The organism is Paenibacillus sp. P22 (assembly GCF_000469945.2).
Taxonomy (GTDB): Bacteria; Bacillota; Bacilli; order Paenibacillales; family Paenibacillaceae; genus Paenibacillus_O; species Paenibacillus_O humicus.
Genome location: NZ_CBRA020000050.1, coordinates 1 through 24,854 on the forward strand (window position 1 = coordinate 1; position 24,854 = coordinate 24,854).

Sequence of the window (24,854 nt, forward strand, 5' to 3'; positions counted from 1 at the left end):
CCATCTCGCCGCACAGCCAGCGGCCGTCCAGCAGCGCGGCGCCGAACACGGTCTCCGGCCGGCGCAGGTCAGGCTCTCCATGAATGGCCATGCCGAGCTGCCTCTCAAGAGCAAGTCGGCCTTCATTGTCTGGCTGGCCAGGCGCTCCCGTCTTGGCGTAGCGCACGCGGAAAGTGCGCTCGCCGGCGGACAGGCCGGCTGCCCGCTCCAGCAGCTCCTCCGGCGAAGCGGCGTCGATCTCGATCCTGAGGCGCTGCTTCAGGAAGGGGCTGCGGCTGGGATCGAGCCGGCGGCTGTGGATGAAGGCATCGTGATCCGGCGGCAGAGTCAGTCCCGGGAAGAGACAGCGAAGCTCCAGGGAGCAGAGCTCGGCCTCGGATTCGTGGCAGGCATAAGTATAGAGATAACGAAGGTTCTCGCTGTTAATAGGCATAGAGGATCGGTTCCTTTTCGTCGTTCAGGCATGAGGAAGGCGGAATCTCCCGTCTTCAGGAGCATCCGCTATCGGAATCTTCATTGTACCTCTCCAGCACGGAGGCCGCCATAGAGGCGACAGCTGCCCGCAGCTCCGGAGGCGACAGCACCTCCGCATCCAGTCCCATTCCGTAGAAAAAGCGGACCGCCCATGTCCATTCGGCGGCCGGGCAATCGAAGCGGAGCTCCCATTCCTCGTCTCCGACCTGCTCCACGAGTTCTCCGATATGCTCGTCCTGCTCAGCCAGCAGGGAGCCGCGGTAGGTGAGCCGGACCGCGATGGGAATCGAGCTGCCTGCAGCTGCGGCGACAGCCGAAGCCGCAGACAGCTCGCCGGGCACCTCAACGCGGAGAAGTGTATCTTCATCCGTGCTGCTGTCCCCGGCTGCGCCGGCAAGGCTGCTGCGAGGCGCTGCGCTGCTTTCCGCCTGCCCGCCTTTGCACTTGTTGCGGTCTCCCTCCTCCTCCAAAGGATGCAGCTCGTCCATCCGGTCGACGCGGAACGTTCGGGCTTCCCCATGCAGAGGGGAGAACGCCTCGCAGTACCAGAAGCCGTGCGCCGCAAACACCCGCAGCGGGTGCAGCTCCAGCCAGCGCCTGGTTGTCTGGGAGCGGTACAGCGTCCGGAAAATGCGCGACTCGGCAAGCAGCTCCAGCAGCAGCGGAAGCATAGGGGAACGGACGCTTCGCCGAGGCACCTCCAGATGCATTTTGCCCAAGATCGGCTCGATCTGCCGAAGCGTCTCCTCGGGCAGCAAGGCCCGGATCTTGTCCAGCACCGTCCAGCGTTCCCGGTTGAAAGGGCTGTCGCCGAAGCGGGTAACGGCATGCAGAGCGAACAGCGCCGTCAGCGCTTCCTGCGTATCGAGCTGAAGCGGAGGCAGCCGGTAGCCCTCCATGAGGCGGAAGCCTCCGCCGGGACCGGTCGCGGAGTAGAGCGGCACACCCATCTCAGAGAGCGACTGCATGTCCCGCAAAATCGTTCTCACAGACACCTCGAAACGCTCCGCGAGCTGCGAGGCTGTAAAGGAATTGCGCTGCAGCGCGATCAGCAGGGCGATGAGGCGGTCGTTGCGGTTCATGGGCGATCGGCTCCTTTGCCGTTTCTATACGCGGTGTCGCAATGGATAGAGGACGGGAGAGGCCGCGCTGGCCGTCAGCCTCTCGGCAGGAATCCTGTTCCCTCCAGCGTTCTCTATCATGCAAACGGCTGCCCTGCCGGGAGTTCCTCCGGTCATTGGGACGGAGGTTCCGGATCAGGTCGGCAGCGACAGCTGCGAATTTTTCGAGCTTCATAATACGATGGATCTTCCTCGATTCGGGCGATTACCTCTGCACCGATTATTTTATTAGATGTTCTCCGAAGATCAACAGCAAAAGCAGAAACAAAAAGTCATTCTTCTTTAACGCAGAAGCGAACGAGCCTTGGCTACCACAGCCAAGGTTCGTCCGCTTCTAACTTTTAAACGAAGTTTAACTTCCGTGGATCCGCTAGCTAATACTATGATATAAAGACGAACAGGAGGTGCGCCCGATGGCGGCACGCGCAAGAATTCTCTACATCGAAGACGACGCCGAGATCGGCGCCTGGCTCGCGGACGATCTTGTCCGGAGAGGCTACGAGGTGACGTGGCTGCAGTCGGGCGAGAAGGCGGAGGAGCATGCCGGAGCGGCCGACGTAGCCGTTCTGGACGTCATGCTGCCGGGCCTCGACGGCTTCTCCGTCGGCAGGAGGCTCAAGAAGCGGCGCCCCGAGCTGCCGATCCTGATGCTGTCCGCCCGCACAGCGGTCGAGGACAAGCTGCACGGTCTCGGCTTCGCGGACGATTACGTGACCAAGCCGTTCCATCCCGACGAGCTGGCCGCCAGGCTGGAGGTGCTGCTGCGCCGATCGGGGCAAGGCGGCGAAGATGCGGTCCTCATCGGCCATCTGGAGGTGCGCCCCCGGGAGCTGACGGTAACGGATTCCCGCAGCGGGGCCGAGATCGCTCTCACCCCCAAGCAGCTGCAGATTTTGCTGTACCTGCTTCGCCATGCCGGGCGCATCCTGACCAAGGAGCAGATCTACGAAGCGGTCTGGGGAGAGCCATACATGGAAGGGGACAAAACCGTCATGGTGCATATCCGGTACCTGAGGGAGAGAATCGAGCTGGATCCGGCCCAGCCGCGGATCGTGGAGACGGTCCGGGGCATCGGATACCGGGTGAAGCCGTGAAAAGGCTGTTCGGGGCCGCGCGCCGGCCGTCTCTGCTGGTCCGATATCTTCTGATCATTGTGTCGGCCCTTGTCGTCCTGCCCGTCGCCCTGCTCATGGTGGGAACGGGGTCGGTCGTCATCTCCGGGCTTGTCTCCCCCAAGGAGAGGGACAACCCTTATGCGGACACGAGCAGGCTGATCGAGGAGTGGCACCGGGAGGCGGCCTCGCTCCGGCATGCCGATCCGGAGACGATCGTCCGCAGCCTGGAGTCGTGGCACAGCCGCTATCCCAGGTCCAGCGTCTTCTGGGTAGACGGCGGGAGCCGGCTGCGGGCAAGCCTCCCCTTCAACGAAGACCTGCCCCGGGTGTGGTCATCCGTGTACACGGTGGATTTCATGAAGGAAGCGGTCAACGGGACAAAATATTCGGTCGTGGCGTTCATCGGCAAGGATGGCGAGCAGGGCTTCATGGCCATGCAGGTGCCCCGATACCTCACGCTGCCTTATGGACAGCGGCTGGGGATGCTCGGAGGAACCGCATACACGGCCGGCGCCATTGTCCTGCTGGGACTGTTCCTCACGGTCAGCTTCTTGTTCTTCAATCGCATCCGCAAGCGGCTGGTAAGGCTGCAGGCGGCGATGGAGCAGCCGTCGGGCAGCGGGCTGCCGCTGCCTGTGGAGGTGTCGGGAGCGGACGAGGTCGGCCGCCTGGAGGAGAGCTTCAACGGCATGATCCGCGAGCTCGAGGCCGGACGCCGCCGCGAAGCCGAGGAGGAGTCGCTGCGGCGCGAGCTTGTGGCGCGGCTGTCGCATGATCTGCGCACCCCGCTCACCGTCGTGCGCAGCCATGCATACTCTCTGGAGCGGGAGCCGCTGAGCGACCAGGGACGCAGGTCGGTGGCGCTGATCGGCGGCAAGCTGGATTACCTGTCGCAGCTGATTGAGAATCTGTTCTCCTACAGCCTGCTGTCCGCGGGCAAATACGCCTACCGCCCGGAGAAGACGGATATCGTGCGGCTGGCGAGAACGCAGCTGGCCGCCTGGTATCCCGCCTTCGAGCAGGCCGGCATGGAATTGGAGCCGGAGCTTCCGGATGCTCCCGTCTATTGGCATACCGATCCTCACTGGCTGGAGCGGGTGCTGGACAATCTGCTGCAGAACGCCCTCCGGCACGCTGCTTCGGGAGGCTGGACGGCTGTCCGCATCGTCGGGGACGGGGGAGGCCGGCTCCTCATTGAGGATAAAGGGCCGGGACTTGGCGGCGACTCGCCGAACAAGGGAAGCGGGCTCGGCCTGTCCATCGTGCAGCTGATGCTGAAGGAGATGGGTCTGCGCAAGGAAGTGAGCTCCGGCGAAGGAGGAACGACGGTTGCGGTCAGGCCGGAACAAACGGACTGATGAAAACTGTTTGTTCGGGTGCAAAAAACAATGAAAGAGCCGGGGAGCAGCGCTCCCGGCTCTATTTGTCTACATGCGGATATCCTGCTCGACAATTTCCAGCGTCTCTCCGTCCAAGTACAATCCGATCGGACCGAGCAGCTCGTCCATGGACGTGTTCAGAGTTACCTTGTAGATTGTACGATCGCTTGAGATTTGGGAATTCGTGTCGGCATCATAAGGGAGTCTGGATTTCTGGACGGGAGCCGTCCGCCAATCCGTCGTTACGGTTTTCTTCGTGTTCTGGGACAGGCTTTCCCAGGCGGCTTTTCGGATTGATTGGAAAAGCTCCGTCTGGGAGTCCACTAGCGCACCCCTGCCCGGAACGGCAGAGGATGATCCCACTATTCCGGCTGACCGGCTTTCCGAGGGGAGTGGCTCTTTCGACGAGGACGGCTCGCCGATATCGCCTGAGCCTTGAATCGGGATCGCGGCTGCCAGCATGAGCGCGAGGGCAGTCGCTTGCACAGATAATTTCATCCTCCTATCCCTCCTTAATGATTCCTAAGACGCAGTCGCTTTGCGGAAGGTTGCCCGCTTTTTAACCGCTTTTTAACCTCGGCCCGTCCCGGATTTTAACCTCGGCCCGTTACGATGGATGCAGAGGTGATTCCTGATGAAGATGATGAAGCAGGCAAGCGGCTCCTGGCTGCTGGAAACGAAAGGGCTGACCAAGAAGCTTGGCGGCAAAGCGGTGGTCCGCGATGTGGATCTGCGGATCGGGGAAGGCGACATCTACGGCTTTCTCGGCCCCAACGGAGCCGGCAAGACGACGACGATCCGCATGCTGCTCGGCCTTGCCAAGCCGACGAGAGGCGGCGTGACGGTATTCGGAAAGAGCTTGGCGGCGAACCGGATGGAAATACTCCGTCATGTCGGCTCGCTGGTTGAATATCCGTCGTATTACGGCCATCTGACCGGTACGGAAAATCTGGAGGTCATTCGCCGGCTCCTGGACGTGCCCAAGGAGAGAATCGCCGAGGCGCTGTCGATCGTGCGGCTGGAGAAGGATGCCGGCCGCGCCGTCAAAGGCTACTCGCTCGGGATGAAGCAGCGGCTCGGCATCGCGGCTGCGCTGCTCGGCAACCCGAGGCTGCTCATTCTCGACGAGCCGACCAACGGCCTCGATCCGGCGGGCATCCAGGAAATGCGCGAGCTGATCAAAAGCCTGCCCGGCCAGCGGGGAGTGACGATCCTGCTCTCCAGCCATCTGCTCTCGGAGGTCGAGCTGATGGCGACGAAGGTGGGCATCATCCGCAGCGGCAGCCTGATCTACCAGGACAGCATCGCCAGCCTCAAGGCGAGGACGGCCGGCAGGATCCGCTTCTCCGTCAGCGAGCCGGAAGACGCTTGGAAGCGGCTGCTGGAGCTCGGGTTTGAAGCCGAGCGCGACCAGAGCAGGCTGACGGTAGGCGGCGCGGCCGACCGGACGGTAGCTCCATCGTGGCGGAACTCGTGAGGTGCGGCCACTCCGTGTACCGGGTGGAGGAAGAGCGTTCGTCCCTCGAGAGCGTCTTCCTGGAGATGACCGGGACGGGAGGCAGCCTGTGATCGGCCGCATGCTCTCGGTGGAGCTGCTCAAGATCCGCCGCAAGCTGTTATGGATGCTTGCCGCGCTCGGCCCCGTCGGCGTCATCGGCCTGCAGGCGGTCAACTACGGCTTGCGGTACGATTACTTGATGAAGCTGTACGGAGATTCTCCATGGGAAGGTCTGCTGCAGCAGGTAGGATCCCTTATGCTGCCGGCTTTGTTCATCGGCCTGGCGCTGGTCGCCTCCATGTCCGCGGGCATCGAGCATCAGGCCGGCGCCTGGAAGCAGCTGCTCGCTCTTCCGGTTACCCGGCTGCAGGTGTTCGGGGGCAAAGTGATGCTGTCGCTCCTGCTGCTGCTGGCCTCCTGCACGCTGCTCCTGCTGCTGACTCTCGGAATGGGCTTGCTGCTCGGCTTCGATCCGCAGGTTCCGTGGGCGGAAATCGTCCGCCAGTCTTACCTGCCTTACTTGGCCGCGCTCCCCTTCATCGCCCTGCAGAGCTGGCTGTCGATCGTCATGGCGAATCAGGCGCTGCCGCTTACCGTCGGCACGCTCGGCATGGTGCTCTCCATGTTCAGCTTGCTGATGCCGGCCTGGATGCCCTGGGGCTGGCCGGACCGGGCCGTACGCTCCGCCGATGCCCTTCAGGCTGCCGGCTCCGGGCTCGCGCTCGGCGTATTCGTGCTGCTGATCGGTTATGCCCATTTTGCCCGAAAGGACGTGAGCTGACATGGCGAGGTTATTGGCATCGGAGTGGATCAAGCTGAGGCGCTCCATCATTTGGCTGCTGCTGCCTGCAAGCCCGCTGCTGGCTTTCGTCGCCAGCTGGAGATCCAGTCTCGACAGCGGGGGCGCCCAGGCTTGGAGGGAAGTGCTCGCAGTCGGCGCGATGGTGCACGGCTACCTCTTTCTCCCGCTGCTGGTCGGCATCTTCGCGGCACTGCTCTGCCGCTTCGAGCATGCTTCCGGCGGCTGGAAGCAGCTGCTCGCCCTCCCGGTCCGGCCTGCGGCTGTCTATGGAGCGAAGCTTGCGGCGATCATGGCGCTGGCCGCCATCCTGCAGCTGCTGATGTGCGCCGCCATTGCCGGAGCCGGGCTGCTGCGCGGGCTGGATGCTCCCGTTCCTTGGGGCATGATCGGCATGTCGGCTTTCGGAGGCTGGCTCGCCTGCCTTCCTCTGGCCGCCCTCCAGTTGCTCGCGTCCACCGCTTTTCAGAGCTTCGCGGCGCCGCTCGCGGTCAACGTCGTCTTCACGATCCCCAACATGCTCGTCGCCAACTCGCGGGACTTCGCTCCCTGGTACCCGTGGGTGCAGCCGCTGCTGGCCATGGTGCCGCAGGATACGTACGGCTTCGGCGCGTTCAACGTCTCGCTGGAGACTTTGCTCGCCGTTATCGGGGGCAGCTTCCTCGTCTTCCTCTGCTCCGGCTTGCTGTATTTCGTCCGGAGGGCGGTTTGACGTAGGCGGGCGGGTATCCGGGCCGAAGAGCGGCGGGATCGGTCCCCGGCCTTGAAAGGGCCATGCTTGACGGATTGAAAGCCGGGGAACGGATTCCCGGACGCAAAAAAAGCGGCTCCGAAACGCCAGTCAGGCGCTTTGGAGCCGCTTTTGCTTTTTTATTTGCATTCAGTCTGCATCACCGCATTCAGCCGAAGTAGCTCTTCATCGCATTGGACCAGGCGTAGCCGGTCGTCGCGTCCCAGTTGATCGACCACGTCATGACGCCGCGGAAGCCTGCGTAGCCGGCCGGAGTCTGCAGCTTGTAGCCGCCGCCGAACGACTGGCCTTTGGTGATGTAGTTCAGAGCCTTCACGATGTCGGCCGGAGCGGTGTAGCCGCCGCCCGCAGCGGCCGGCGAGGACGGCAGCCCGATGGCGACTTGATCCGCGCGCAGGGCGGGGAACATGTTGGCGGCGTTGCCGGCGACCGCGAACCCTTTCAGCAGCACCTCGGCCATGGCGACCTGGAAGTCGGCCGTGCCCTGGGAATAGGACTTGCCGTCGAGCGCTTGCATGGAGCCGCTGTTGTAGTGCTGGACATGGATGTAGTCGAGCTGGTCGCGGACGGCGTAGATGACGGGCAGGTAAGCTCCCCAAGGTCCGCCGTAGGCGATCTGGCCGCCTTGGACGTAAGCCGTCTCGGGAGCCATCGTCAGGTCGAAGCCGGAGCCGTATGCCGTCATGATTTCCTTGATGGCGGCGATCAGATTGACGATTTTGGGCGTCGTCGGATTTTTGAAGTCGGAATCGCCGGCGTTCAGGGAGAGAGAGGCGCCTTCCAGGTCGATGTCGATGCCGTCGAAGCCATAGGTGTCGATGATGGATTTAAGAGAGCTGACGAAGCTGGCCTTGTTCGCCGCCGTTTCCAGATCCACCGTGGCGTTGGCGCCGCCGATGGAGATGTGGACGCGCTTGCCTTGGCTTTGCAGGTAGGCGACATCGGCCTTGAACTGCGCCGGCGTCGTCTGGAACGGGGTAAACGTGAGCGTCGCGTGGTCGCTGAGCGTCTCGGCGAAGCTGACGTTGATGACGTTGAAGTTGTTCGAAACATTTCGCAGCGGGATGACGCCGGAGCCGTTGTCGAAGTTATGCCAGTAGCCGACGACCACTTTGCCGGTGGACGGAGTCGCGGTCGGCTTCGGCGTCGGAGTCGGGGTCACGGTAGGAATCGGAGTCGCGGTCGGAGTGGCTGTCGGTTTCGGAGTGGCCGTAGGGGTCGGGGTTACGGTCGGTTTTGGAGTCGGAGTCGGCGTGACGGTCGGAGCCGGTGTAGCGCTAGGCGTCGGAGTCGGCGTCGTGCCGCCGGTCGCCGTCCAAAGCGCCGGCACGTTCGGCGGCTCCCAGCCCGCAAGGGCGGTATGGGATTGCAGGCATTTGTAATCCTTGCCGCTGTACGTGACGACGTCTCCCGTCTTGTAGGCCGTTCCGGGTGTCCAGGCCGCGGCGCCGAATACGGTGGCCGGCAGCAGCGAGACGAGCAGCAGAAGGACGAGCGTCAGGGCCAAGCCTTTGCTTTTCATAAGTGCATCCCCTTTCGTAGCGGCTCCTTCGTGGAGTCCGCTTCTCTATTGGACCACGAAAAGACATGGCGGATAAGGGATAAATTTCATAGAGGACAGGGCATATTTTCCTTTGTCGAGTCTTTTTCGGTTCGAAAAGGCGCCAGGAGGGATGGTATAATAGCTTATCTTATCGTTGAAGACGATTTCTTTATCTAACAAGGAGCCTCATCATGCGAATCGGATTTCGTACCTGGAAAACCGCCGTCGGAGTCAGCCTGTCCGTCCTCCTCGCGCAGCAGCTCGGACTGCTCAACTTCGCATCGGCGGGCATTCTGACCCTGCTCTGCATTCAAAAGACCCGCAGGCAGAGCCTGTCGGCCATATTGGACCGGCTGTTCGCCTGTTTGATTTCCATCGCCCTGTCGGGAGCTTTCTTTGAATGGGCCGGTTATTACGCGCTTCTGTTCGTTCCCATCTATTTGATCCTGATTCCCCTCTGCGTGAAGCTCGGCATTCAGGGAGGCATCGCGAGCAGCTCCGTCATCATGATGCATGTATATATCCATGAGGGCGTGACGCTGAAATTTATCGGCAACGAGCTTCTTCTCATCCTGATCGGACTGGGGGTGGCGCTGATCGTCAATCTCTATATGCCCGGAATCGACCGCAAGGTGCGGGAGCTGAAAAACGGAATCGAGCAGCGCATGGAAAATATATTGCGCGAGCTGGCGCTGTATCTGAAGGAAGGAAGCACTCGCTGGGACGGACGCGAGGTGCTCGAGCTGGACAAGCTGCTGGACGAGGCGCGGAGCCTTGGAATCCAAGCGACCGAAAACGACTTCAGCGGGCGCCGCAGCTTGTTCTATGCCTATTATGAAACCCGCCGCAGGCAGGTGGAGATTCTGAAGGTGCTCATCCCGCTCTGCTCGCAGGTCGACGGAAGGCTGGAGCAGGGGGAGCGCATCGGCGGCTTCCTGCTGGACCTGGCCGACAACTGGAATTCCATTCCGGGGGGCCGGGATTACCATGCCAAGCTGCGCGCCATCCGCGATTATCACAAGGAGCTCCCGCTGCCGGAGACGCGCGAGGAGTTCGAGACGCGGGCGACCCTGTACGGCCTTGCGAACGAGCTGGAACGGTTCATTCTGACGCTGGCGTAGGCCGGCGCAGAGGGGCCGTTTTTTTTTTCTTTACTGGAGAAGAGGGTTTCTATCTTTACAAAAGGAACATCAATTCCTGACATTCCCATGAATCTGGACCGGTACGCTTGCAAAAGTGCAATCTTATCCGAATAGGCAGGTGTGGGGAAATGAAACCATGGTTACGAAAAAGTGTCGGCATTGTGCTCTCCGCCGCGCTCGCTGTCGGCATCTCGCTGCCGGGCGCTCGGGAAGCGCAGGCGGCGGTCGAGGAAACGCCGGTCAAGCTCGTGGAAGGAAACAGCTCCTGGAAGTATCTGGAGACTCCTTCCGATCAAGGAAGCGTCTGGAGGAACGTGTACGACGATACGGCCTGGACCAGCGGCGCCGCGCCGCTCGGGTATCCCGTGCGCGCCGAGACGGCAACGTCGAAATTCGGCGGCATCGCGACGACGATCGGATACGGCGGCAACAGCAGCAACAAATACTTGACGACCTATTTCCGCAAAACGATTCAAGTCAGCGGAGCGGCGGACTACAAGCGGTTCGTCGGCAGCTTCGGCGTCGACGACGGCATGGTGCTCTATGTCAACGGTGCGGAAATCGCCCGCTACAATATGCCGGAGGGGCCGATCAGCTACACGACGCTGTCGGTGGAGGGCAAGGCGGCACCGCTGTTCTTCGATGACGTCGATCTGACGGACAAGCTGGCGGGCGTCGTCAAGGAAGGCGCGAATCAGATCGCCGTCGAGGTGCATCAGCAGAGCAAGAGCAGCTCGGACCTGTACTTCGACATGGAGCTGACGGCGTACAAATCGCCGGCGCAGCCGCCGGTCGAGCCGTCCAAGTCGCCGCTGCCCCAGTCGGTAGCGCTGACATTCAACGGCGATCCGCGCACGGAGCTGGGCGTAGCCTGGTACACGTACGAGAACTACCCCGGCACGAAGCTGCAGGTCGCCGAGAAGGCCGCCGCTGGCGCAGGGACGGAATTCCCGGCGGACAAGGCGGCGACGTTCGAGGGGACGTCGGAGCGGATCGAGACGTTCCAGACCAAGGCGGACAAGACTGCCGCCAAAAAGACGGCGTACATCAGCCATAAGGCGAAGGCCGCCGGCCTGAAGCCGGGCACGGACTATGTCTATCGCGTCGGCGACGGCGAGGACGGCCATTGGAGCCCGGCAGGCTCCTTCCGTACGGAAGCGGCGCAGCCGGAAGGCTTCACATTCCTCTACACGACGGATTCGCAGGGAACGACGGAGGCGGACTTCGCCACTTGGGCGCATACGCTTCAGGAAGGAATCGCGCGCTTCCCGCAATCGGCCTTCATCGCCAATACGGGCGATCTGGTCGACAACGGGGATCTCGAGGAGCAGTGGAGCTGGTTCTTCAACAAGCCCAAGGAGCTTCTGATGAGCCGGCCGCTGGTGCCGCTCGTCGGCAACCATGAATCCAAGAACTACAATGACTACGCGCAGCATTTCAATCTTCCGAACGTGTCGCAGACGGGCGCCAAGCCGGACGGCTCCGTGTATTCCTTCGACTACGGCCCGGCGCACTTCATGGTCGTCAATACGGAATATTCGCTCGTCAGCAGCACCGAGGAGCAGAAGCAGATTTACCGCAATCAGGTGCAATGGCTGAAGAGCGAAGCGGCCCGCACGGACAAGAAATGGAAGATCGTCCTGCTCCACAAATCGATGTATTCGGTGGCCAACCACTCCAGCGACTCCGATGTCCTGAGCTTCCGCCAGGACCTGACGAAGGCGTTCGACGAGATGGGCGTCGATCTCGTGCTCGGCGGCCATGACCATACGTATGCGCGCAGCTATCAGATGCTGAACAACGTGCCTCAGACTGACATCGCGCCGGATTCCGGCGGACAGGTCGTCGATCCGAAGGGCACGCTCTACCTCATCACGAACGCGGCAGGCGACAAGCGCTACAACGTGAAAACGGGAACGACGTTCCCTTATGCCGCCAAGTATGATCAGCCCGGCAAGGAAATGTTCACCGGCGTGCGGGTGACGGAGGATGAAATCAGCTTCCAGGCCTACACGACGACGGAGGCAGGCAGCACGGATGCGTACGATGCCTATGGAATCAAGCGTACGGATGCCGCTCCCGCACCGGTGCAGCATGCGGCGTGGTCCGTCAATGCCGACGGCAAGCTGCAGCTGGAATGGACGGCTCCGGCCGGCGCGGCTCCCGCGGCTTACCGGATTTATGAGCAGAAGGACGCGCTTGGCGCGAACTGGAATGCTACGGTGAACCATGAAGCAGGCAAGACGAGCTACGTCTATGTACTGGAAAATGCCGATCCAAAAGGCCAATATGAGCTGGCTATCCGTGCGACCGGCGGCCGCGGCAATTCGGCCGCGGTTGCGGTGAAGCCGAATGAAGCCGTTCAGCCAAGCGCAAGCCCGTCGGCGAGCCCGACGCCAAGCGCAAGCCCATCGGCAAGTCCGAGCGCAAGCCCGTCGGCAAGTCCATCGACGAGCGCCGGCGCCAACCCCGAGTCCGACAACGGGTCCGGTCTGGACCCCGAGCGCAAGTCCGTCGCCGAGCGCAAGTCCGAGCGCAAGCCCGACGCCGACGCCAAGCGCAGCGCCGAGTGCAAGCCCGACGCCGACACCGGCGCCGAGCATGACGCCTGCACCGGCGAAGGACGTTCCAGCGACCCATTGGGCTTATGCCAGCATCGCCCGGGCGATGGAGCTTGGCATCGCTCAAGGTTATGAGGACGGAAGCTTCCGTCCCGAACGCTCGGTCAGCCGTGCGGAGCTTGCCGTGCTGCTCTCGCGGGCGATGAAGCTGCCGGAATCCGGCAGCCCGTCCGCCTTCAAGGATGCTTCGAGCATCCCGGCCTGGGCGCGCGGCGCTGTCGCGGGAGCCGCTTCCTCCGGCTGGATCGGCGGCTACGAGGACGGCAGCTTCCGTCCGGATCGTCCGATCAGCCGTGCGGAGCTTGCCGTAATCGCCGCCAAAGCGGCCGGACTCAAGACGGTCGCCGGCGAGAAGCCGAGCTATCTGGATCTGGCCGGCATTCCGGTCTGGGCCCGCCCTTCGGTCGCTGCGCTGCAGCAAGCCGGACTGATGGGCGGCGTCGGCGGCAGCCTGTTCGCTCCGGCGGAGCCGGTGTCGCGCGCTCAAGCCGCGGCGCTGCTGGTGAAGCTGGCTGCCCAGCAGGCTGCCTGAGCAAGCAGGAGCTCGGATTTCGGGCAGCGGTTTAAAAGAATAAACGCAAGCGAGGCGATCAGATTCTGATCCCGGCGCTTGCGTTTTTTTATGAAGAGAGGGTAGCACGGCTTGGGGCCGAAGGGGGCGTCAGCCGCTGTCCGCGGCGTCCTGCGTTTCGGATACCAGCGTCTCGATGAAGCGCTCGGAGCTCTTGGACAGGTAGCGGTCCCGCCGCCAGACGATGCCGACCTCGGAGTGGAAGCTCTCGCCGTCGAGCTCGCGCAGCTCGATCCCGGCCATCTGGAACGAGGACAGCACGGAGCGCGGCAGGACGGTCGCTCCGATGCCTTCCGAGACGAGGGCCAGAATGACGGCGACGCTGGAGCATTCGCACAGGACATGCGGCTCGCAGCCGGCGCGGCGGAATTCCTGCAGCAGCTTTTCATGCATGGCGGTTGTCCGCTCGGTCTTCAAGGTGAGAAAAGGATGCTTGGCAAGCTCGGCGAGCGTAATCGGACCGGGACGCGCGAGCGGCCAGCCGGACGGCAAAATGGCGGTGAACGGATCGGAGGGCAGATAGGCGATCTGATAAGCGGACGGATCGGCGTCGAACTCGAACGGCAGCCGGGTGACGATCAGCTCGATCTCTCCCGCGTCGAGCTCCTGTCCGAGCGAGAAGTGGTCGCCTTCATGAACCTTGAACGTCACCTCGGGATAGCGGGCATGGAACTGCCGGATCGGCTCCGGCAGCAGGGAGATGCAGGAAACGACGGCTCCGACGGACAGCACGCCGCGGATGCCCTCTCCTTGCTCGCGCACCTGCTGGAGCGCATCGGAGAATTCCCGCATGAGCCGCTCCGCCCTTTCGAGCAGCAGCTTGCCGGCGGCGGTAAGCCTCAGGCTGCGGCCGGTGCGGTCGAACAGCCTGACGCCGAGCTCCTCCTCCATCTGCCTGAGCTGGCGGCTGAGCGGCGGCTGCTCCATATGCAGGGCGCGGGCGGCCCGCGTAATCTGGCCTTCCCGGGCGATCGTCGCGAAATAATTCAGCTGGCGCATATCCATATCGAAATCCTCCTAGTTGGGGAACAATGGAAGAAAGGCCGCGAGCGGGCGCTCAGCGGCATCCATACCTGGAAGGTATGGGAAGCTGAATGAAACCGATCCTTTAACTATAGGGGATCAAGTGGTAGGATGACTAGTAGAAGAATGAACGGGACGCCCCCGGCGGGCAGACTCCCGGAGAGAGGAAGTTAAGAGTAATGGCATACGAATTCAAGCATGAGCGCACGGCTTCCCCGAGAACGAAGGAATCGCTTCAGGGCTCGGTATTCGGCACCCGCTTCACGGACCATATGTTTATTCTGGACTATGACAAAGGGCAGGGCTGGCATGACGGCCGCATCGTTCCTTACCAGCCGATCTCGCTGGATCCGGCGGCCAAGGTGTTCCACTACGGCCAGACGATCTTCGAAGGGCTCAAGGCGTACCTGACCGCTGACGGCCGCGTCCTGCTGTTCCGTCCCCGCAGCAACATCAAGCGGATGAACCTGTCCAACGCCCGCCTCAGCATTCCGCAGCTCGACGAGGAGCTCGTGCTGGAGGCGCTGCGCCAGCTGATCCAGGCCGAGCGCGACTGGGTGCCGTCGGAGGAAGGAACTTCCCTGTACGTGCGTCCGTTCGTCATCGCGACGCAGCCGACGCTTGGCGTCGCTCCTTCCCATCAGTACAAATTCATGATCATCCTCTCGCCGGTCGGCGCTTACTACGCAGAGGGCGTGAATCCCGTCTCCATCTACGTGGAATCCAGCTACGTCCGCGCGGTGCCTGGCGGCGTCGGCGAAGCCAAGACGGCGGGCAACTACGCGGCCGGCCTGCAGGCGCAGGAGGAAGCGACGGCCAAGGGCTACTCGCAGGTGCTCTGGCTCGACGGCGTGCACCGCAAATACATCGAGGAAGTCGGCAGCATGAACGTGTTCTTCGTCATCGGAGACAAGGTCGTGACGCCGGCGCTGAACGGCAGCATCCTGCACGGCATTACGCGCGACTCCGTCATTACGTTGCTGAAGCACTGGGGCTACGACGTGGAGGAGCGCCAGCTTTCCATGCAGGAGGTTGCGGACGCCTACCATGACGGCACGCTGAAGGAGGCGTTCGGCACGGGCACCGCCGCTGTCATCTCGCCGATCGGCGAGCTGTATTGGCAGGGCGAGGCGATGCCGGTCAACGGCGGCAAGACGGGCGAACTGTCCCAGCGTCTGTACGACGAGGTCACCGGACTGCAGCGCGGCGAGAAGGAAGATCCGTTCGGCTGGACGATGGAGCTGTAAAAGAGAACGGACAACGAGGTTTCGTTATCGGAGACACAGGGAAGCCCCTCGGACACTCTTCAAGCGAAGAGGCGTCCGGGGGCTTTTTCGTTGCGCCGATGGAAGAGCGGAAGAAGACGTCAAAAAAAGCCGTCCCCTTGGGGGGGGGGGCGGCTGAAAAACAAGCGAAAGTTCCGGAATCGTTCTGGAGAAACGAATGTGGTCGCCTTTGTCACCGGATTTCGACCGCAAAAATGGCAAAGAATCAGAGAAATACGGGGACAACAGCGATCGGAAGAATGATCCGCGAACGCAGCGACAACTTTTTCAGCGGCCTCCCCCTTGGGGGGCGACTTTTCGGCATTCCTCGACCCTCTAGGAGACGGCCTGCGCCTGTTCGGGAGCTCGATGATTCAGGATCGGCATCATGACCATCGCGCCGAGCAGGAACAGCAGCCCCGAGCCGCTGTAGATGGCTACGAGCGGGAATGCGCTCTTGAGCACCCCGGCGACGGACATGGAGATGACCATCATGCCGATGAACATCGGATTCAGCACGCCGTTCACCCGGCCGACGATCGATGGATGCGACCATTTCAGAATCATCGTGCTGATGCCGATGTGGATGCACGGGAACACGAGTCCGTTGACGAACTGGGTGACGAGCGTGAGCGTCACGCTCGTCGAGAAGCCGACGATGACCGTGCATACGGCTCCGACGAGCATGCCGGTCGCCAGCAGCAGCTGGGGAGAGACGCGCTTGGCGAATGTCGCCACGATCCCGCCCCCGATCAGCATGGCTACGCCGCTCACCATGAGGAGGTATTGGAGGAATTCTTTGTCCCGGCCTAGCCTCTCCGTCACGATGAACAGGTTGAGCGCTTGGGCGATGCCGACCGCGAGCCCGGCCAGAATGAAGGCCGCGCCGAGCATGCGGAGCACCTGGCTCTGCCAGACGTACCGGAACCCTTCCGCCAGCTCCCGGAGGAATTGCCCCTTCGTTGCCGCCGCCCGCGGCTGCGGGAGATCTTTGGGCAGCCGGACGAGGACGAGCGCCGAGAGCAGGAAGGCGACGCCCATGATGGCGACCGAAGTCTCCAGACCGAAGCGGCTGTAGACGAACGTGCCGAGCATGGGTCCCAGCACCATGAACGTCGCCTGCAGCGATTGGAACAGAGCCATGCCCTGCTGCATCTGCGTTTCCGGCACATGCTGCTTGAACAGCCTCATTCCGGACGGCTGGGAGAACTGCGACAGGATGGCGGAGATGAAGGCGACGAGGTACACCGACTCCCAAGAGCCGAAATGGATGGCCAGCAGGACGACGAACACGGAAACGGCGGACAGCAGATCGCACCAGACCATCGTCCGTTTGGGCGGCCAGCGGTCGGCGAACGTTCCGCCGATGAACGAGAAGACGAATATGGGTGCGAATTCGGCTACGCTGATAAGCGATATGGCGTACGGATCGTTGTTCGTTTTCTCGGCGACAAAGAGGAGGATCGCGAAGTTCCGCACCCAGATGCCGATCTGCAGAAGCATGCTGGATAGCAGGATCGTCTGCAGGAATCGGTTGCGGAAAAGGCTCGGAGGAGACTCCGCCGCGGATGGAATGCTCATGGTATCAACCACCTTTTCGGATGAAAAAAATTCGAGGCCGGGCAGGCTTGATTGACCTCCGCATCCATTGTATGTGCAATCCGATTCCAATTCAGGTCAAGTTTTCTTTTAATTGAATTTTCCTGAAAATAAACGGGCTAAAGTCAAGGAGCCGTGCCGCCAAGCCCGGCGAGGCCGGCCTCGTGAGCTTATCCGACGTATGACAACTGTCATGCGAAACAGATGATACGTTTGAATTCAAGTCCGCTCCCGCTTCCCTTAAGCTGAGAGCAGGAAGTCGAGCACGGCCGAGCGAGGCCGAACGGGAGTGGAACGAATGAAGCATGAGCCTGCCATCCAGATCGATAACGTGACGAAGCAGTTCAAAGATAAAAAAGCCGTCGACCGCCTCAGCCTGACGATCGAGAAAGGAAGCGTAACGGCGCTGCTCGGACCGAACGGAGCCGGCAAGACAACAACGGTCTCGATGATTCTCGGCTTGATGAAGCCGACGAGCGGCACGGTGAAGCTGCTCGGCGGAGATCCGCACGACCGGGCGGTGCGAAGCCGGATCGGGGCGATGCTGCAGGACACGAGCGTCATCGATGACCTCAAGGTCGGAGAGACGATCGACCTGTTCCGCAGCTACTACAGCCGGCCTCTCCCGCTGGAGCGGCTGCTGGCGATTTCCGGCCTCGGGCGCGGAGCGGGGCAAGCTGGCGGCGTCGCTGTCGGGAGGACAGCAGCGCAGGCTCGGCTTCGCGCTGGCTGCGGCAGGCGACCCCGAGGTGCTCTTCCTCGACGAGCCGACGGTCGGCATGGACGTCACGGCGCGCGCGCTGTTCTGGGATACGGTCCGGGCGATGGCCGGCAAGGGCAAAACCGTCCTGATGACGACGCATTACCTGGAGGAGGCGGATCAGATCGCCGACCGGGCGGCGGTCATCAGCCAAGGCAGGCTTATCGCCGACGGCACGCCGAGCAGCATCAAAGCCTCCGCGACGGGCCGCTCGATATCGTTCACGGCAGGGGAAGCGCTGACGCGCGATATGCTGCTCGTCGTTCCCGGAGTGGCGGATATCGACTGGAAGGGCAGCCGGGTGAGGCTGTACAGCACGGACACGGACCGGCTGATCGGCGTCCTGCTGGAGAGGAAAATGCCGATGCGGGACATCGAGATCCAAAGCGGAGGGCTGGAAGAAGCGTTTCAGAATCTGCTGAAGAAAGCCCAGTGACGCGGCGGGGTGATTCCCTGCAGCCTTCATAGAGGCGAGGCCGGGAAACGGCTGGACGCCGCTTTTTTAACCCAATTCCAAGGAGAGATTTCCGATGAGCCAAACCTATAGAGCGACATGGGCGCAGTGCCGCGCCGAAATGCTCCGCACGATCCGCAACCGCCGCTTCGTCTTTTTCTCGATTTTGATGCCGGCCGCTTTCTTTTTCATCTTCACCGGCACGATGGACGGAGGCGGAATGCACAACTGGGCGGCATATTACCTGATGTCGATGACCTCCTACGGCGTCGTCGGGGCGAGCCTGGTCACCTTCTCCCAGCGGGTGTCCAGGGAACGAGCCCAAGGCTGGATCCGGCTGCTCCGCATGACTCCGCTGCCTTCCGGCGCCTATGTCCTATCCAAGGCCGCCGCTCAAGGCGCCATCAATATCGGGCTTATTCTCGTCCTGTTCCTGACGGGCGGCCTGAGCAAGTCAATCGATCTGCCGGCGTCCGTCTGGATCGAGGCCGGCCTATGGATCTGGGCAGGCGGGTTCGCCTTCATGGCGCTCGGCATGCTGCTCGGCACGATGAGGAACAGCGACGTCGTGCAGGTGCTGGCGACGATTCTCTATATGTCCCTCTCCATCGTCGGAGGCTTATGGATGCCGACCTCCGCGATGCCGCAGATCATGCAGACGATCGCCAAGTTCACGCCGACGTACCGGATGGGCCAAGGGCCGTGGGCGCTCATCGGCGGGCAGCCGGTCGATTGGAGCGGGATCGGCGTGCTGGCTGTTTATATGATTCTGTTTATGGTAGTATCCGCTTATATCATGAAAAAACAGGAAGCGGTGTAGGATGGCCCCAAAAGGCAGGCGGCCCCGCTCGGGTCCGCCTATTTATTTTCCCCTCGTCTGGCTGGTTTACCTGACCTTCCCGGTCGCCAGCATCCTGCAGCTGCCCGCCGGGGAGCAGGCGGCTTCGTTCGGGCTGCTCGGCGCGTTCAGCGCCGTGTATGTCTACAGCTTCCTCAAGCCGAGGCATCGTCTCGCAGGCATTTTGCTGCAGCAGGCGATCATCGTTTATTTCAGCACGAGGCTCAGCATCAACTTTTTGTACATGGCGTTTTTTCCGTCCCCGATCATCGGCTTCCTCAAGTCGGGTCGGCAGGCGGCGGCCGGATTATCCGGCATGGCGCTCCTGTTCGCGGCGACGGCATGGCTGCAGAGAGATGAGATTCAAGGCGGAGACCTGCTGCAGCTCGTTCCTGCGCTGATCATCATGCTCGTCATGCCGCTCGGCATCCGGATAGGGATGAGGTCGCGCGAGCTGCGGAGCCGCTTGACCATGGCCGAGGAGGAGATCGCCCGCTTGTCCAAAAACGAAGAGAGGCAGCGCATCTCGAGAGACCTTCACGATACGCTGGGCCATACGCTGTCGCTCATTACGCTGAAGGGCGAGCTGGCCGAGCGGCTCGTGCGGGGAGACCCGGCGCGGGCCGAGCAGGAAGCCCGCGATATTCAGGCCGCCTCGCGGGCGGCCTTGAAGCAGGTCCGCGAGCTGGTGTCGGGGATGAACGGCGCGACGCTCCGGGATGAGCTGCTCCATGCGCGGCAGATTCTGGCGGCGGCGGGCATCGCGCTGAACGCAGGGAGCATGCCGCCCGAGGGGACCGTGCCCGCGCTTGCGGACAATATCCTCGGCATGTGCCTGCGGGAGGCGGTCACGAACGCGGTCAAGCATAGCAAGGCTTCCGAGCTTGAGATGGAGCGAATAAGACGAATTTTTCGTCTTATTCAATGGATTTAGGGTGAACAGGAGTGAATAAGACGAATTTTTCGTCTTATTCAATGGATTTAGAGTGAACAGGAGCGAATAAGACGAATTTTTCGTCTTATTCAATGGATTTAGGATGAACAGGAGCGAATAAGACGAATTTTTCGTCTTATTCAATGGATTTAGGGTGAACAGGAGTGAATAAGACGAATATTTCGTCTAACTCAAATGAACAGGATTGAGATGGGCGTCTAATTTTAAAAAGTTGGATGAACACAGTGATTGACGAACTTATCCGACGAATTGAAGGACGGATACAAAGGTTTCTCTCTACTCGTGTGCAAACGGAGATGTCCGAAGTAAGGGGTAGCGGCCGTTTTGCTTTTCGAGAATAGAATCCGTGCCAAACCCGCGGTTTCTCTCTTCTCCTGAGCAAACGGAGCTGTCCGGAGTAAGGGCCAGCGGCCGTTTTGCTTTTCGAGAATTAGAATCCGCGCCAAACCCGCGGTTTCTCTCTTCTCCTGAGCAAACGGAGCTGTCCACAGTAAGGAAAAGCGGCCGTTTTGCTTTTCGAGAATAAAATCCGTGCCAAACCCGCGGCTTCTCTCTTCTCCTGCGCAAACGGAGCTGTCCATAATACGGGCCAGCGGCCGTTTTGCTTTTCGAGAATAAAATCCGCGCCAAACGCGCGGTTTCTCTCTACTCCTGCGCAAACGGAGCTGTCCATAATACGGGACAGCGGCCGTTTTGCTTGGAATGCTGCCGTAGTGTATGATAGAATCCGTACATACCGTTAGAGGACAAGGAGTGACTATCATGGCAAAACAAGCAAAAATTACGCTGGAAAACGGCGGAGAAGTGGTTCTGGACCTGTTCGAAAAGGACGCTCCGAACACGGTTGCCAACTTTGAAAAGCTCGCGAACGAGGGCTTTTACAACGGCCTGAGCTTCCACCGCGTCATTCCGGGATTCGTCGCTCAAGGCGGCTGCCCGAACGGCACCGGCACCGGCGGCCCTGGCTATACGATCAACTGCGAGATCAACCCGAACAAGCATGAGCGCGGTTCCCTCGCGATGGCGCATGCGGGACGCAATACGGGCGGCAGCCAGTTCTACATCTGCTACCAGCCGCAGCCGCATCTGGACGGACAGCATACGGTCTTCGGCAAAGTTGCCAAAGGCATGGAGTATGTCGATGCGTTCAACAACGGCACGAAAATGGCCAAAGTCGAAGTTTCCGAGGCTTAAGGAAGGCTTTGCCCGAATAGACCGGCGGAGGGAGAACCCTCTGCCGGCTTTTTTCTTTTCCTCTTGTCCGATGCCGCGAGGGCGGTACGGCTTCAATTCCAAGCCGCCGACTTGCAATTTGGATGGAGGCAAGGTAAGATGCAGAAAGAACAGTTATCATTCCGGATACAGTTTACTGCCGGCATGACCGTTCGACAGGTTTGAACCAAATACAGCGGTTTCCTTCGGGGTCGGGTGAAAGTCCCAACCGGCGGTGATCCGCCTGCGAGCGCCAGAGCACATGCTCCGCCTCCGCAGCGCGGCAAGTCCGTGACCCGATTGCCATTTCCCCCAAGCTCTCGAGAGCCTGCGGCGCAAGGCAAGCGGTGGACCTGGTGAGATTCCAGGACCGACAGTACAGTCTGGATGGGAGAAGGAGCCGCTTTTGATGCTCGCCATGCCTTGTTCAAAGGCGTCTATTTGGCATCCGTCTGCGAAGGCCATCCCCCGTTATGGAGGATGACCGGCTTATTCGCGAACGGTTGGCCAAAGATTCCTGCTTGTACGAAGGCTTGCATGTAGGAACAGCGACGGGTGCCCGTCTGCTTTCCCCTACTCCGGCAAGAAACCTCATCGTTTCTTGCCGGCGTGATCATCCTAAGCGGACTCGGTTTGCCATCCTCACCCCCGAAGGTTTAGCGTCGGGGGTGTTTTTGCGTTATGGAAGTGATGGACGACGGATTTTATATGGATCTGGCCTTGGAGATGGCCGCAAGGACGACGGGACAGACCTCGGTCAATCCGGTCGTCGGCTGCGTCGTCGTCAACAACGGCCGCATCGTCGGCATCGGAGCGCACTTGAACCGGGGAGAAGGCCATGCCGAGGTTCATGCGCTGAATATGGCCGGCGAAGAAGCGGAAGGCTCGACCGTCTATGTGACGCTTGAGCCATGCAGCCACTTCGGCCGGACGCCGCCGTGCTGCGACCGGATCATTGCCGCCCGCGCGGCCAAGGTCGTAATTGCGGCGATCGACCCGAATCCCGCCGTCGCGGGAAGCGGAGCCCGCAAGCTTCGCGAGGCCGGCATCGAGGTCGTCGCCGGAGTCCGCGAAGCGGAATCCAGACGTCTGAATGAAGCGTTCAACAAGTTCATTACGACCGGGCTTCCGTTCGTCACGCTCAAGACGGCCTCGACGCTGGACGGCAAAATCGCAGCGAAAAGCGGAGACAGCCGGTGGATTACCGGACCGGAATCACGCGAGGCGGTCCATGCGCTGAGGCATCGCCATCAAGGCATCATGGTCGGGATCGGGACCGTGCTGGCCGACGACCCGTCGCTCAGCGCAAGACTGCCCGTGCCGGCGATCCAGCCGATCCGAATCGTCGTCGATTCGACGCTGAGACTTCCGCCGAATGCGAAGCTGATGGATGGATCCGCCCCGGTCATCGTGCTGGCGTCCGGCGCTGCCGACCCGGCAAAGCGGGCGGCTCTGGAAGCTGCCGGCGCCGAGGTGATCCTTTGCGGCAATGGCCGTACGGTCGACTTGAAGCAGGGGATGAAGCTTCTCGGCAAAAGAGAGATTGGCTCCCTCCTTCTCGAAGGCGGGGGCAGGCTGAACGGCGCCATGCTGGAGAGGCGGCTCGTCGACCGGATCCGGCTGTTTTTCGCTCCGAAAATCATCGGCGGGGGAGCCGCTTCGCCGGGAAGCTTTGATTTCGGCGGGTTCCTGCGGATGGAAGAGGCGATAACTCTCGCGGATACGGAGCTGGAGCGGTTCGGAGACGACTGGTGCTTGTCCGGAGTGCCGCTGTACGAAAGAGGAGGAGGCTGAGCCATGTTCACCGGCTTGATCGAAGAAATAGGCACTCTGCATCGGGTGTCCCAGAGAGGCGAGGCGCTCTTGCTCACTATTGGAGCCTCCAAAGTTCTGGAAGGCGTCGGCCTCGGGGACAGCATTTCCGTCAATGGAGTGTGCCTGACGGTTACTTCCTGGGACAGTCGAAGCTTCAGCGTCGACGTCATGCCGGAAACGTACCGCCATACGAATCTGAAGGACCTACCGGCCGGCAGCCCCGTCAATCTGGAGCGGGCGATGGCGGCAGGAGGGAGGTTCGGAGGACATATCGTTCAAGGGCATGTGGACGGCACCGGCTTGATCACGCAGCGCAGGGTCGACGCCAACGCGGTCGTGTTCCGGATCAAGCCTCATGACGACGCGCTTATGCGGTATGTCATTCCCCAGGGATCCATTACGGTCGACGGGATCAGCCTCACGGTAACCGGTACGGACGGCGGAGGGCTCGACGTATCGATCATCCCCCACACATTGGGTCAGACGGTTCTTCAGCATAAGAAAGCCGGAGACACCGTCAATCTGGAAGGGGACATTCTCGGAAAATACGTGGACCACCTGCTTCATTACGGCAGCCGTTCCGTTTCCGGACCTTCCGCGCCGCGACCAGCTGGCGGTCTAAGCGCCGCCTTCCTTGCCGATAATGGATTTATTTGAGACGCCTGAAGGGAGAGGACAGAAGTGGAACACTTTGACCATCAAGAAGGACCGACACCGTTCGATACCGTCGAGGAAGCGATCCAGGAGCTGCTTGCAGGCAAGCCGATCATCGTCGTCGACGACGAGGACCGCGAAAACGAAGGGGATCTGATCGCGCTTGCCGACAAGCTGTCTCCGGCCGTCGTCAATTTCATGATTACGGAGGCCCGCGGACTCGTCTGCGTGCCGATTACGGCGGAGAGAGCCGAGGAGCTGGAGCTGCCTCCGATGGTGTCGCAAAATACGGACTATCACGGAACGGCGTTCACGGTATCCGTCGACCATATCTCCACGACGACCGGCATCTCCGCCCATGAACGCGCGGAGACGATCAAGGCGCTCGTGGACGGCAAGGCCAAGGCGGGCGACTTCCGCCGTCCGGGCCATATCTTCCCGCTGATCGCCAAGAACGGCGGGGTGCTGCGCCGGGCTGGACATACGGAGGCTGCGATCGATCTGGCCCGTCTTTGCGGCTCCAAGCCCGGAGCGGCGATCTGCGAAATCATCAAGGAAGACGGAACGATGGCCCGGCTGTCCGATCTGACCGCATTCAAGGAAAAGCACGGCTTGAAGCTCATTACGATTCAAGCCCTGATCCAGTACCGCCATCGCCGCGACAAGCTCGTCGAACGGGTAGTGGAGGTGAACATGCCGACCGACTTCGGCGTTTTCCGGGCCGTCGCCTATACCAATGAGACCGACGGGAAGGAGCATGTAGCCTTCGTGAAGGGAGAAATCGATCCGTCCAAGCCGACGCTTGTCCGCGTCCACTCCGAATGCTTGACGGGCGACGTCTTTCATTCGCGCCGCTGCGATTGCGGTCCGCAGCTGGCGGCGGCTCTCCGTCAGATCGAGGAAGCCGGCAGCGGCGTCCTTCTCTACATGAGGCAGGAAGGCAGAGGGATCGGGCTCATCAACAAGCTCAAAGCCTACAAGCTGCAAGAGCAAGGATTGGATACGGTAGAGGCGAACCTGAAGCTCGGCTTCGGGGCGGATCTGCGGGACTACGGCATCGGGGCCCAGATCCTGCGCGATCTCGGCATCGCCGAGATGCGCCTGATGACGAACAATCCCCGCAAAATCCGCGGCCTGGAAGGGTACGGACTGAGCGTTGTGGAGCGGGTGCCGATCCAGATGGAGCGCAACGAAAGCAATACGAACTATCTGAATACAAAAAAATCGAAGCTCGGCCATCTGTTGGAGTTTGAAATTTAAGCCGA

The 24,854-nt window shown here is 61.4% G+C and carries 19 protein-coding genes, 3 pseudogenes and 1 riboswitch; of the genes and pseudogenes, 16 read left to right on the forward strand and 6 right to left on the reverse strand.

Going from position 1 to position 24,854, the window contains the following annotated elements; genetic code table 11:
- Together BN871_RS08925 and BN871_RS08930 are read right to left on the reverse strand one after the other, a co-directional pair.
- Positions 1 to 433: pseudogene (locus BN871_RS08925) on the reverse strand (RNA methyltransferase); the annotation flags it as partial.
- A gap of 55 nt (positions 434 to 488) precedes the next feature.
- The gene (locus BN871_RS08930; RefSeq protein WP_021880486.1) at positions 489 to 1,556 is read right to left on the reverse strand and encodes a YafY family protein; all 1,068 of its coding nucleotides are present in this window, start codon (positions 1,554 to 1,556) and stop codon (positions 489 to 491) included.
- A 452-nt stretch (positions 1,557 to 2,008) separates the two neighbouring features.
- On the opposite strand from BN871_RS08930, the gene BN871_RS08935 reads away from it, so the two are divergent.
- Both BN871_RS08935 and BN871_RS08940 read left to right on the forward strand, forming a co-directional pair.
- Complete coding sequence (locus BN871_RS08935) at positions 2,009 to 2,689, forward strand: response regulator transcription factor (protein ID WP_048745470.1); 681 nt, start codon at positions 2,009 to 2,011, stop codon at positions 2,687 to 2,689.
- Positions 2,686 to 4,068 carry a HAMP domain-containing sensor histidine kinase gene (locus BN871_RS08940; protein ID WP_048745472.1) on the forward strand — a complete coding sequence of 461 codons (1,383 nt, stop codon included), beginning with the start codon at positions 2,686 to 2,688 and terminating at the stop codon, positions 4,066 to 4,068. Before BN871_RS08935 ends, BN871_RS08940 begins: the two co-directional genes overlap by 4 nt.
- 69 nt (positions 4,069 to 4,137) lie before the next feature.
- On the opposite strand, the gene BN871_RS08945 is transcribed toward BN871_RS08940, so the two are convergent.
- Complete coding sequence (locus BN871_RS08945) at positions 4,138 to 4,587, reverse strand: hypothetical protein (RefSeq protein WP_021880488.1); 450 nt, start codon at positions 4,585 to 4,587, stop codon at positions 4,138 to 4,140.
- A gap of 145 nt (positions 4,588 to 4,732) precedes the next feature.
- Between BN871_RS08945 and BN871_RS08950 the strand changes: the two are divergent.
- From BN871_RS08950 to BN871_RS08960, 3 genes and pseudogenes are all read left to right on the forward strand, one after another.
- Positions 4,733 to 5,658, forward strand: a pseudogene (locus BN871_RS08950) (ABC transporter ATP-binding protein).
- Positions 5,655 to 6,368, forward strand: coding sequence for an ABC transporter permease (locus BN871_RS08955; RefSeq protein ID WP_232312925.1), 714 nt, complete (start codon positions 5,655 to 5,657; stop codon positions 6,366 to 6,368). The pseudogene BN871_RS08950 and the gene BN871_RS08955 overlap by 4 nt, the downstream one beginning before the upstream one ends.
- Before the next feature lies 1 nt (position 6,369).
- Positions 6,370 to 7,098, forward strand: a complete 729-nt coding sequence (locus BN871_RS08960; protein WP_021880491.1) for an ABC transporter permease — start codon at positions 6,370 to 6,372, stop codon at positions 7,096 to 7,098.
- Positions 7,099 to 7,285: 187 nt separating this feature from the next.
- On the opposite strand, the gene BN871_RS08965 is transcribed toward BN871_RS08960, so the two are convergent.
- Positions 7,286 to 8,659, reverse strand: a complete 1,374-nt coding sequence (locus BN871_RS08965) for a carbohydrate-binding protein (protein WP_048745473.1) — start codon at positions 8,657 to 8,659, stop codon at positions 7,286 to 7,288.
- A 212-nt stretch (positions 8,660 to 8,871) separates the two neighbouring features.
- Between BN871_RS08965 and BN871_RS08970 the strand changes: the two genes are divergently transcribed.
- From BN871_RS08970 to BN871_RS08980, 3 genes are all read left to right on the forward strand, one after another.
- On the forward strand, positions 8,872 to 9,801 hold the full coding sequence (locus BN871_RS08970) for an aromatic acid exporter family protein (protein ID WP_048745475.1): 930 nt from the start codon (positions 8,872 to 8,874) through the stop codon (positions 9,799 to 9,801).
- A 149-nt stretch (positions 9,802 to 9,950) separates the two neighbouring features.
- Positions 9,951 to 12,518: a metallophosphoesterase family protein gene (locus BN871_RS26720; protein WP_232312927.1), complete on the forward strand. Its 2,568-nt coding sequence runs from the start codon at positions 9,951 to 9,953 to the stop codon at positions 12,516 to 12,518.
- Positions 12,490 to 12,975 carry an S-layer homology domain-containing protein gene (locus tag BN871_RS08980; protein WP_048745477.1) on the forward strand — a complete coding sequence of 162 codons (486 nt, stop codon included), beginning with the start codon at positions 12,490 to 12,492 and terminating at the stop codon, positions 12,973 to 12,975. Before BN871_RS26720 ends, BN871_RS08980 begins: the two co-directional genes overlap by 29 nt.
- Before the next feature lie 129 nt (positions 12,976 to 13,104).
- On the opposite strand, the gene BN871_RS08985 is transcribed toward BN871_RS08980, so the two are convergent.
- Positions 13,105 to 14,019: a LysR family transcriptional regulator gene (locus BN871_RS08985; RefSeq protein WP_021881484.1), complete on the reverse strand. Its 915-nt coding sequence runs from the start codon at positions 14,017 to 14,019 to the stop codon at positions 13,105 to 13,107.
- Positions 14,020 to 14,216: 197 nt separating this feature from the next.
- On the opposite strand from BN871_RS08985, the gene BN871_RS08990 reads away from it, so the two are divergent.
- On the forward strand, positions 14,217 to 15,284 hold the full coding sequence (locus BN871_RS08990; RefSeq protein WP_021881485.1) for a branched-chain amino acid aminotransferase: 1,068 nt from the start codon (positions 14,217 to 14,219) through the stop codon (positions 15,282 to 15,284).
- A 354-nt stretch (positions 15,285 to 15,638) separates the two neighbouring features.
- Here BN871_RS08990 and BN871_RS08995 read toward each other — a convergent pair whose 3' ends face one another.
- Complete coding sequence (locus BN871_RS08995; protein WP_048745479.1) at positions 15,639 to 16,883, reverse strand: MFS transporter; 1,245 nt, start codon at positions 16,881 to 16,883, stop codon at positions 15,639 to 15,641.
- Positions 16,884 to 17,199: 316 nt separating this feature from the next.
- Between BN871_RS08995 and BN871_RS09000 the strand changes: the two are divergent.
- The 7 genes and pseudogenes from BN871_RS09000 (at position 17,200) to BN871_RS09030 (ending at position 24,849) form a co-directional block, all read left to right on the forward strand.
- Positions 17,200 to 18,097, forward strand: a pseudogene (locus BN871_RS09000) (ABC transporter ATP-binding protein).
- 94 nt (positions 18,098 to 18,191) lie between these two features.
- Positions 18,192 to 18,935 (forward strand): ABC transporter permease, encoded by a 744-nt coding sequence (locus tag BN871_RS09005; RefSeq protein ID WP_021881488.1) that lies wholly within the window; start codon positions 18,192 to 18,194, stop codon positions 18,933 to 18,935.
- A 1-nt stretch (position 18,936) separates the two neighbouring features.
- Positions 18,937 to 19,887: a sensor histidine kinase gene (locus BN871_RS09010; protein WP_053086960.1), complete on the forward strand. Its 951-nt coding sequence runs from the start codon at positions 18,937 to 18,939 to the stop codon at positions 19,885 to 19,887.
- Positions 19,888 to 20,670: 783 nt separating this feature from the next.
- On the forward strand, positions 20,671 to 21,102 hold the full coding sequence (locus tag BN871_RS09015) for a peptidylprolyl isomerase (protein ID WP_048745482.1): 432 nt from the start codon (positions 20,671 to 20,673) through the stop codon (positions 21,100 to 21,102).
- Between the two features lie 216 nt (positions 21,103 to 21,318).
- Positions 21,319 to 21,523, forward strand: a riboswitch (FMN riboswitch).
- 278 nt (positions 21,524 to 21,801) lie between these two features.
- On the forward strand, positions 21,802 to 22,914 hold the full coding sequence (gene ribD, locus BN871_RS09020) for a bifunctional diaminohydroxyphosphoribosylaminopyrimidine deaminase/5-amino-6-(5-phosphoribosylamino)uracil reductase RibD (protein WP_021878374.1): 1,113 nt from the start codon (positions 21,802 to 21,804) through the stop codon (positions 22,912 to 22,914).
- Between the two features lie 3 nt (positions 22,915 to 22,917).
- Positions 22,918 to 23,592 (forward strand): riboflavin synthase, encoded by a 675-nt coding sequence (gene ribE, locus BN871_RS09025; protein WP_021878375.1) that lies wholly within the window; start codon positions 22,918 to 22,920, stop codon positions 23,590 to 23,592.
- Positions 23,593 to 23,616: 24 nt separating this feature from the next.
- Entirely contained in the window at positions 23,617 to 24,849 is a 1,233-nt protein-coding gene (locus tag BN871_RS09030) for a bifunctional 3,4-dihydroxy-2-butanone-4-phosphate synthase/GTP cyclohydrolase II (protein WP_048745484.1), read from the forward strand.
- Positions 24,850 to 24,854: the final 5 nt, after the last annotated feature.

Bases quoted from the DNA above. Each gene is read 5' to 3' on its own strand.
- BN871_RS08930 (WP_021880486.1), bottom strand. From the start codon at position 1,556: ATGAACCGCAACGACCGCCTCATCGCCCTGCTGATCGCGCTGCAGCGC.
- BN871_RS08990 (WP_021881485.1), top strand. From the start codon at position 14,217: ATGGCATACGAATTCAAGCATGAGCGCACGGCTTCCCCGAGAACGAAG.
- BN871_RS09015 (WP_048745482.1), top strand. From the start codon at position 20,671: ATGGCAAAACAAGCAAAAATTACGCTGGAAAACGGCGGAGAAGTGGTT.
- BN871_RS08965 (WP_048745473.1), bottom strand. From the start codon at position 8,659: ATGAAAAGCAAAGGCTTGGCCCTGACGCTCGTCCTTCTGCTGCTCGTC.
- BN871_RS09010 (WP_053086960.1), top strand. From the start codon at position 18,937: ATGGCCCCAAAAGGCAGGCGGCCCCGCTCGGGTCCGCCTATTTATTTT.
- BN871_RS09005 (WP_021881488.1), top strand. From the start codon at position 18,192: ATGAGCCAAACCTATAGAGCGACATGGGCGCAGTGCCGCGCCGAAATG.
- ribD (WP_021878374.1), top strand. From the start codon at position 21,802: ATGGAAGTGATGGACGACGGATTTTATATGGATCTGGCCTTGGAGATG.
- BN871_RS08935 (WP_048745470.1), top strand. From the start codon at position 2,009: ATGGCGGCACGCGCAAGAATTCTCTACATCGAAGACGACGCCGAGATC.
- BN871_RS08970 (WP_048745475.1), top strand. From the start codon at position 8,872: ATGCGAATCGGATTTCGTACCTGGAAAACCGCCGTCGGAGTCAGCCTG.
- ribE (WP_021878375.1), top strand. From the start codon at position 22,918: ATGTTCACCGGCTTGATCGAAGAAATAGGCACTCTGCATCGGGTGTCC.
- BN871_RS08995 (WP_048745479.1), bottom strand. From the start codon at position 16,883: ATGAGCATTCCATCCGCGGCGGAGTCTCCTCCGAGCCTTTTCCGCAAC.
- BN871_RS26720 (WP_232312927.1), top strand. From the start codon at position 9,951: ATGAAACCATGGTTACGAAAAAGTGTCGGCATTGTGCTCTCCGCCGCG.
- BN871_RS08960 (WP_021880491.1), top strand. From the start codon at position 6,370: ATGGCGAGGTTATTGGCATCGGAGTGGATCAAGCTGAGGCGCTCCATC.
- BN871_RS08980 (WP_048745477.1), top strand. From the start codon at position 12,490: ATGGAGCTTGGCATCGCTCAAGGTTATGAGGACGGAAGCTTCCGTCCC.
- BN871_RS08985 (WP_021881484.1), bottom strand. From the start codon at position 14,019: ATGGATATGCGCCAGCTGAATTATTTCGCGACGATCGCCCGGGAAGGC.
- BN871_RS08945 (WP_021880488.1), bottom strand. From the start codon at position 4,587: ATGAAATTATCTGTGCAAGCGACTGCCCTCGCGCTCATGCTGGCAGCC.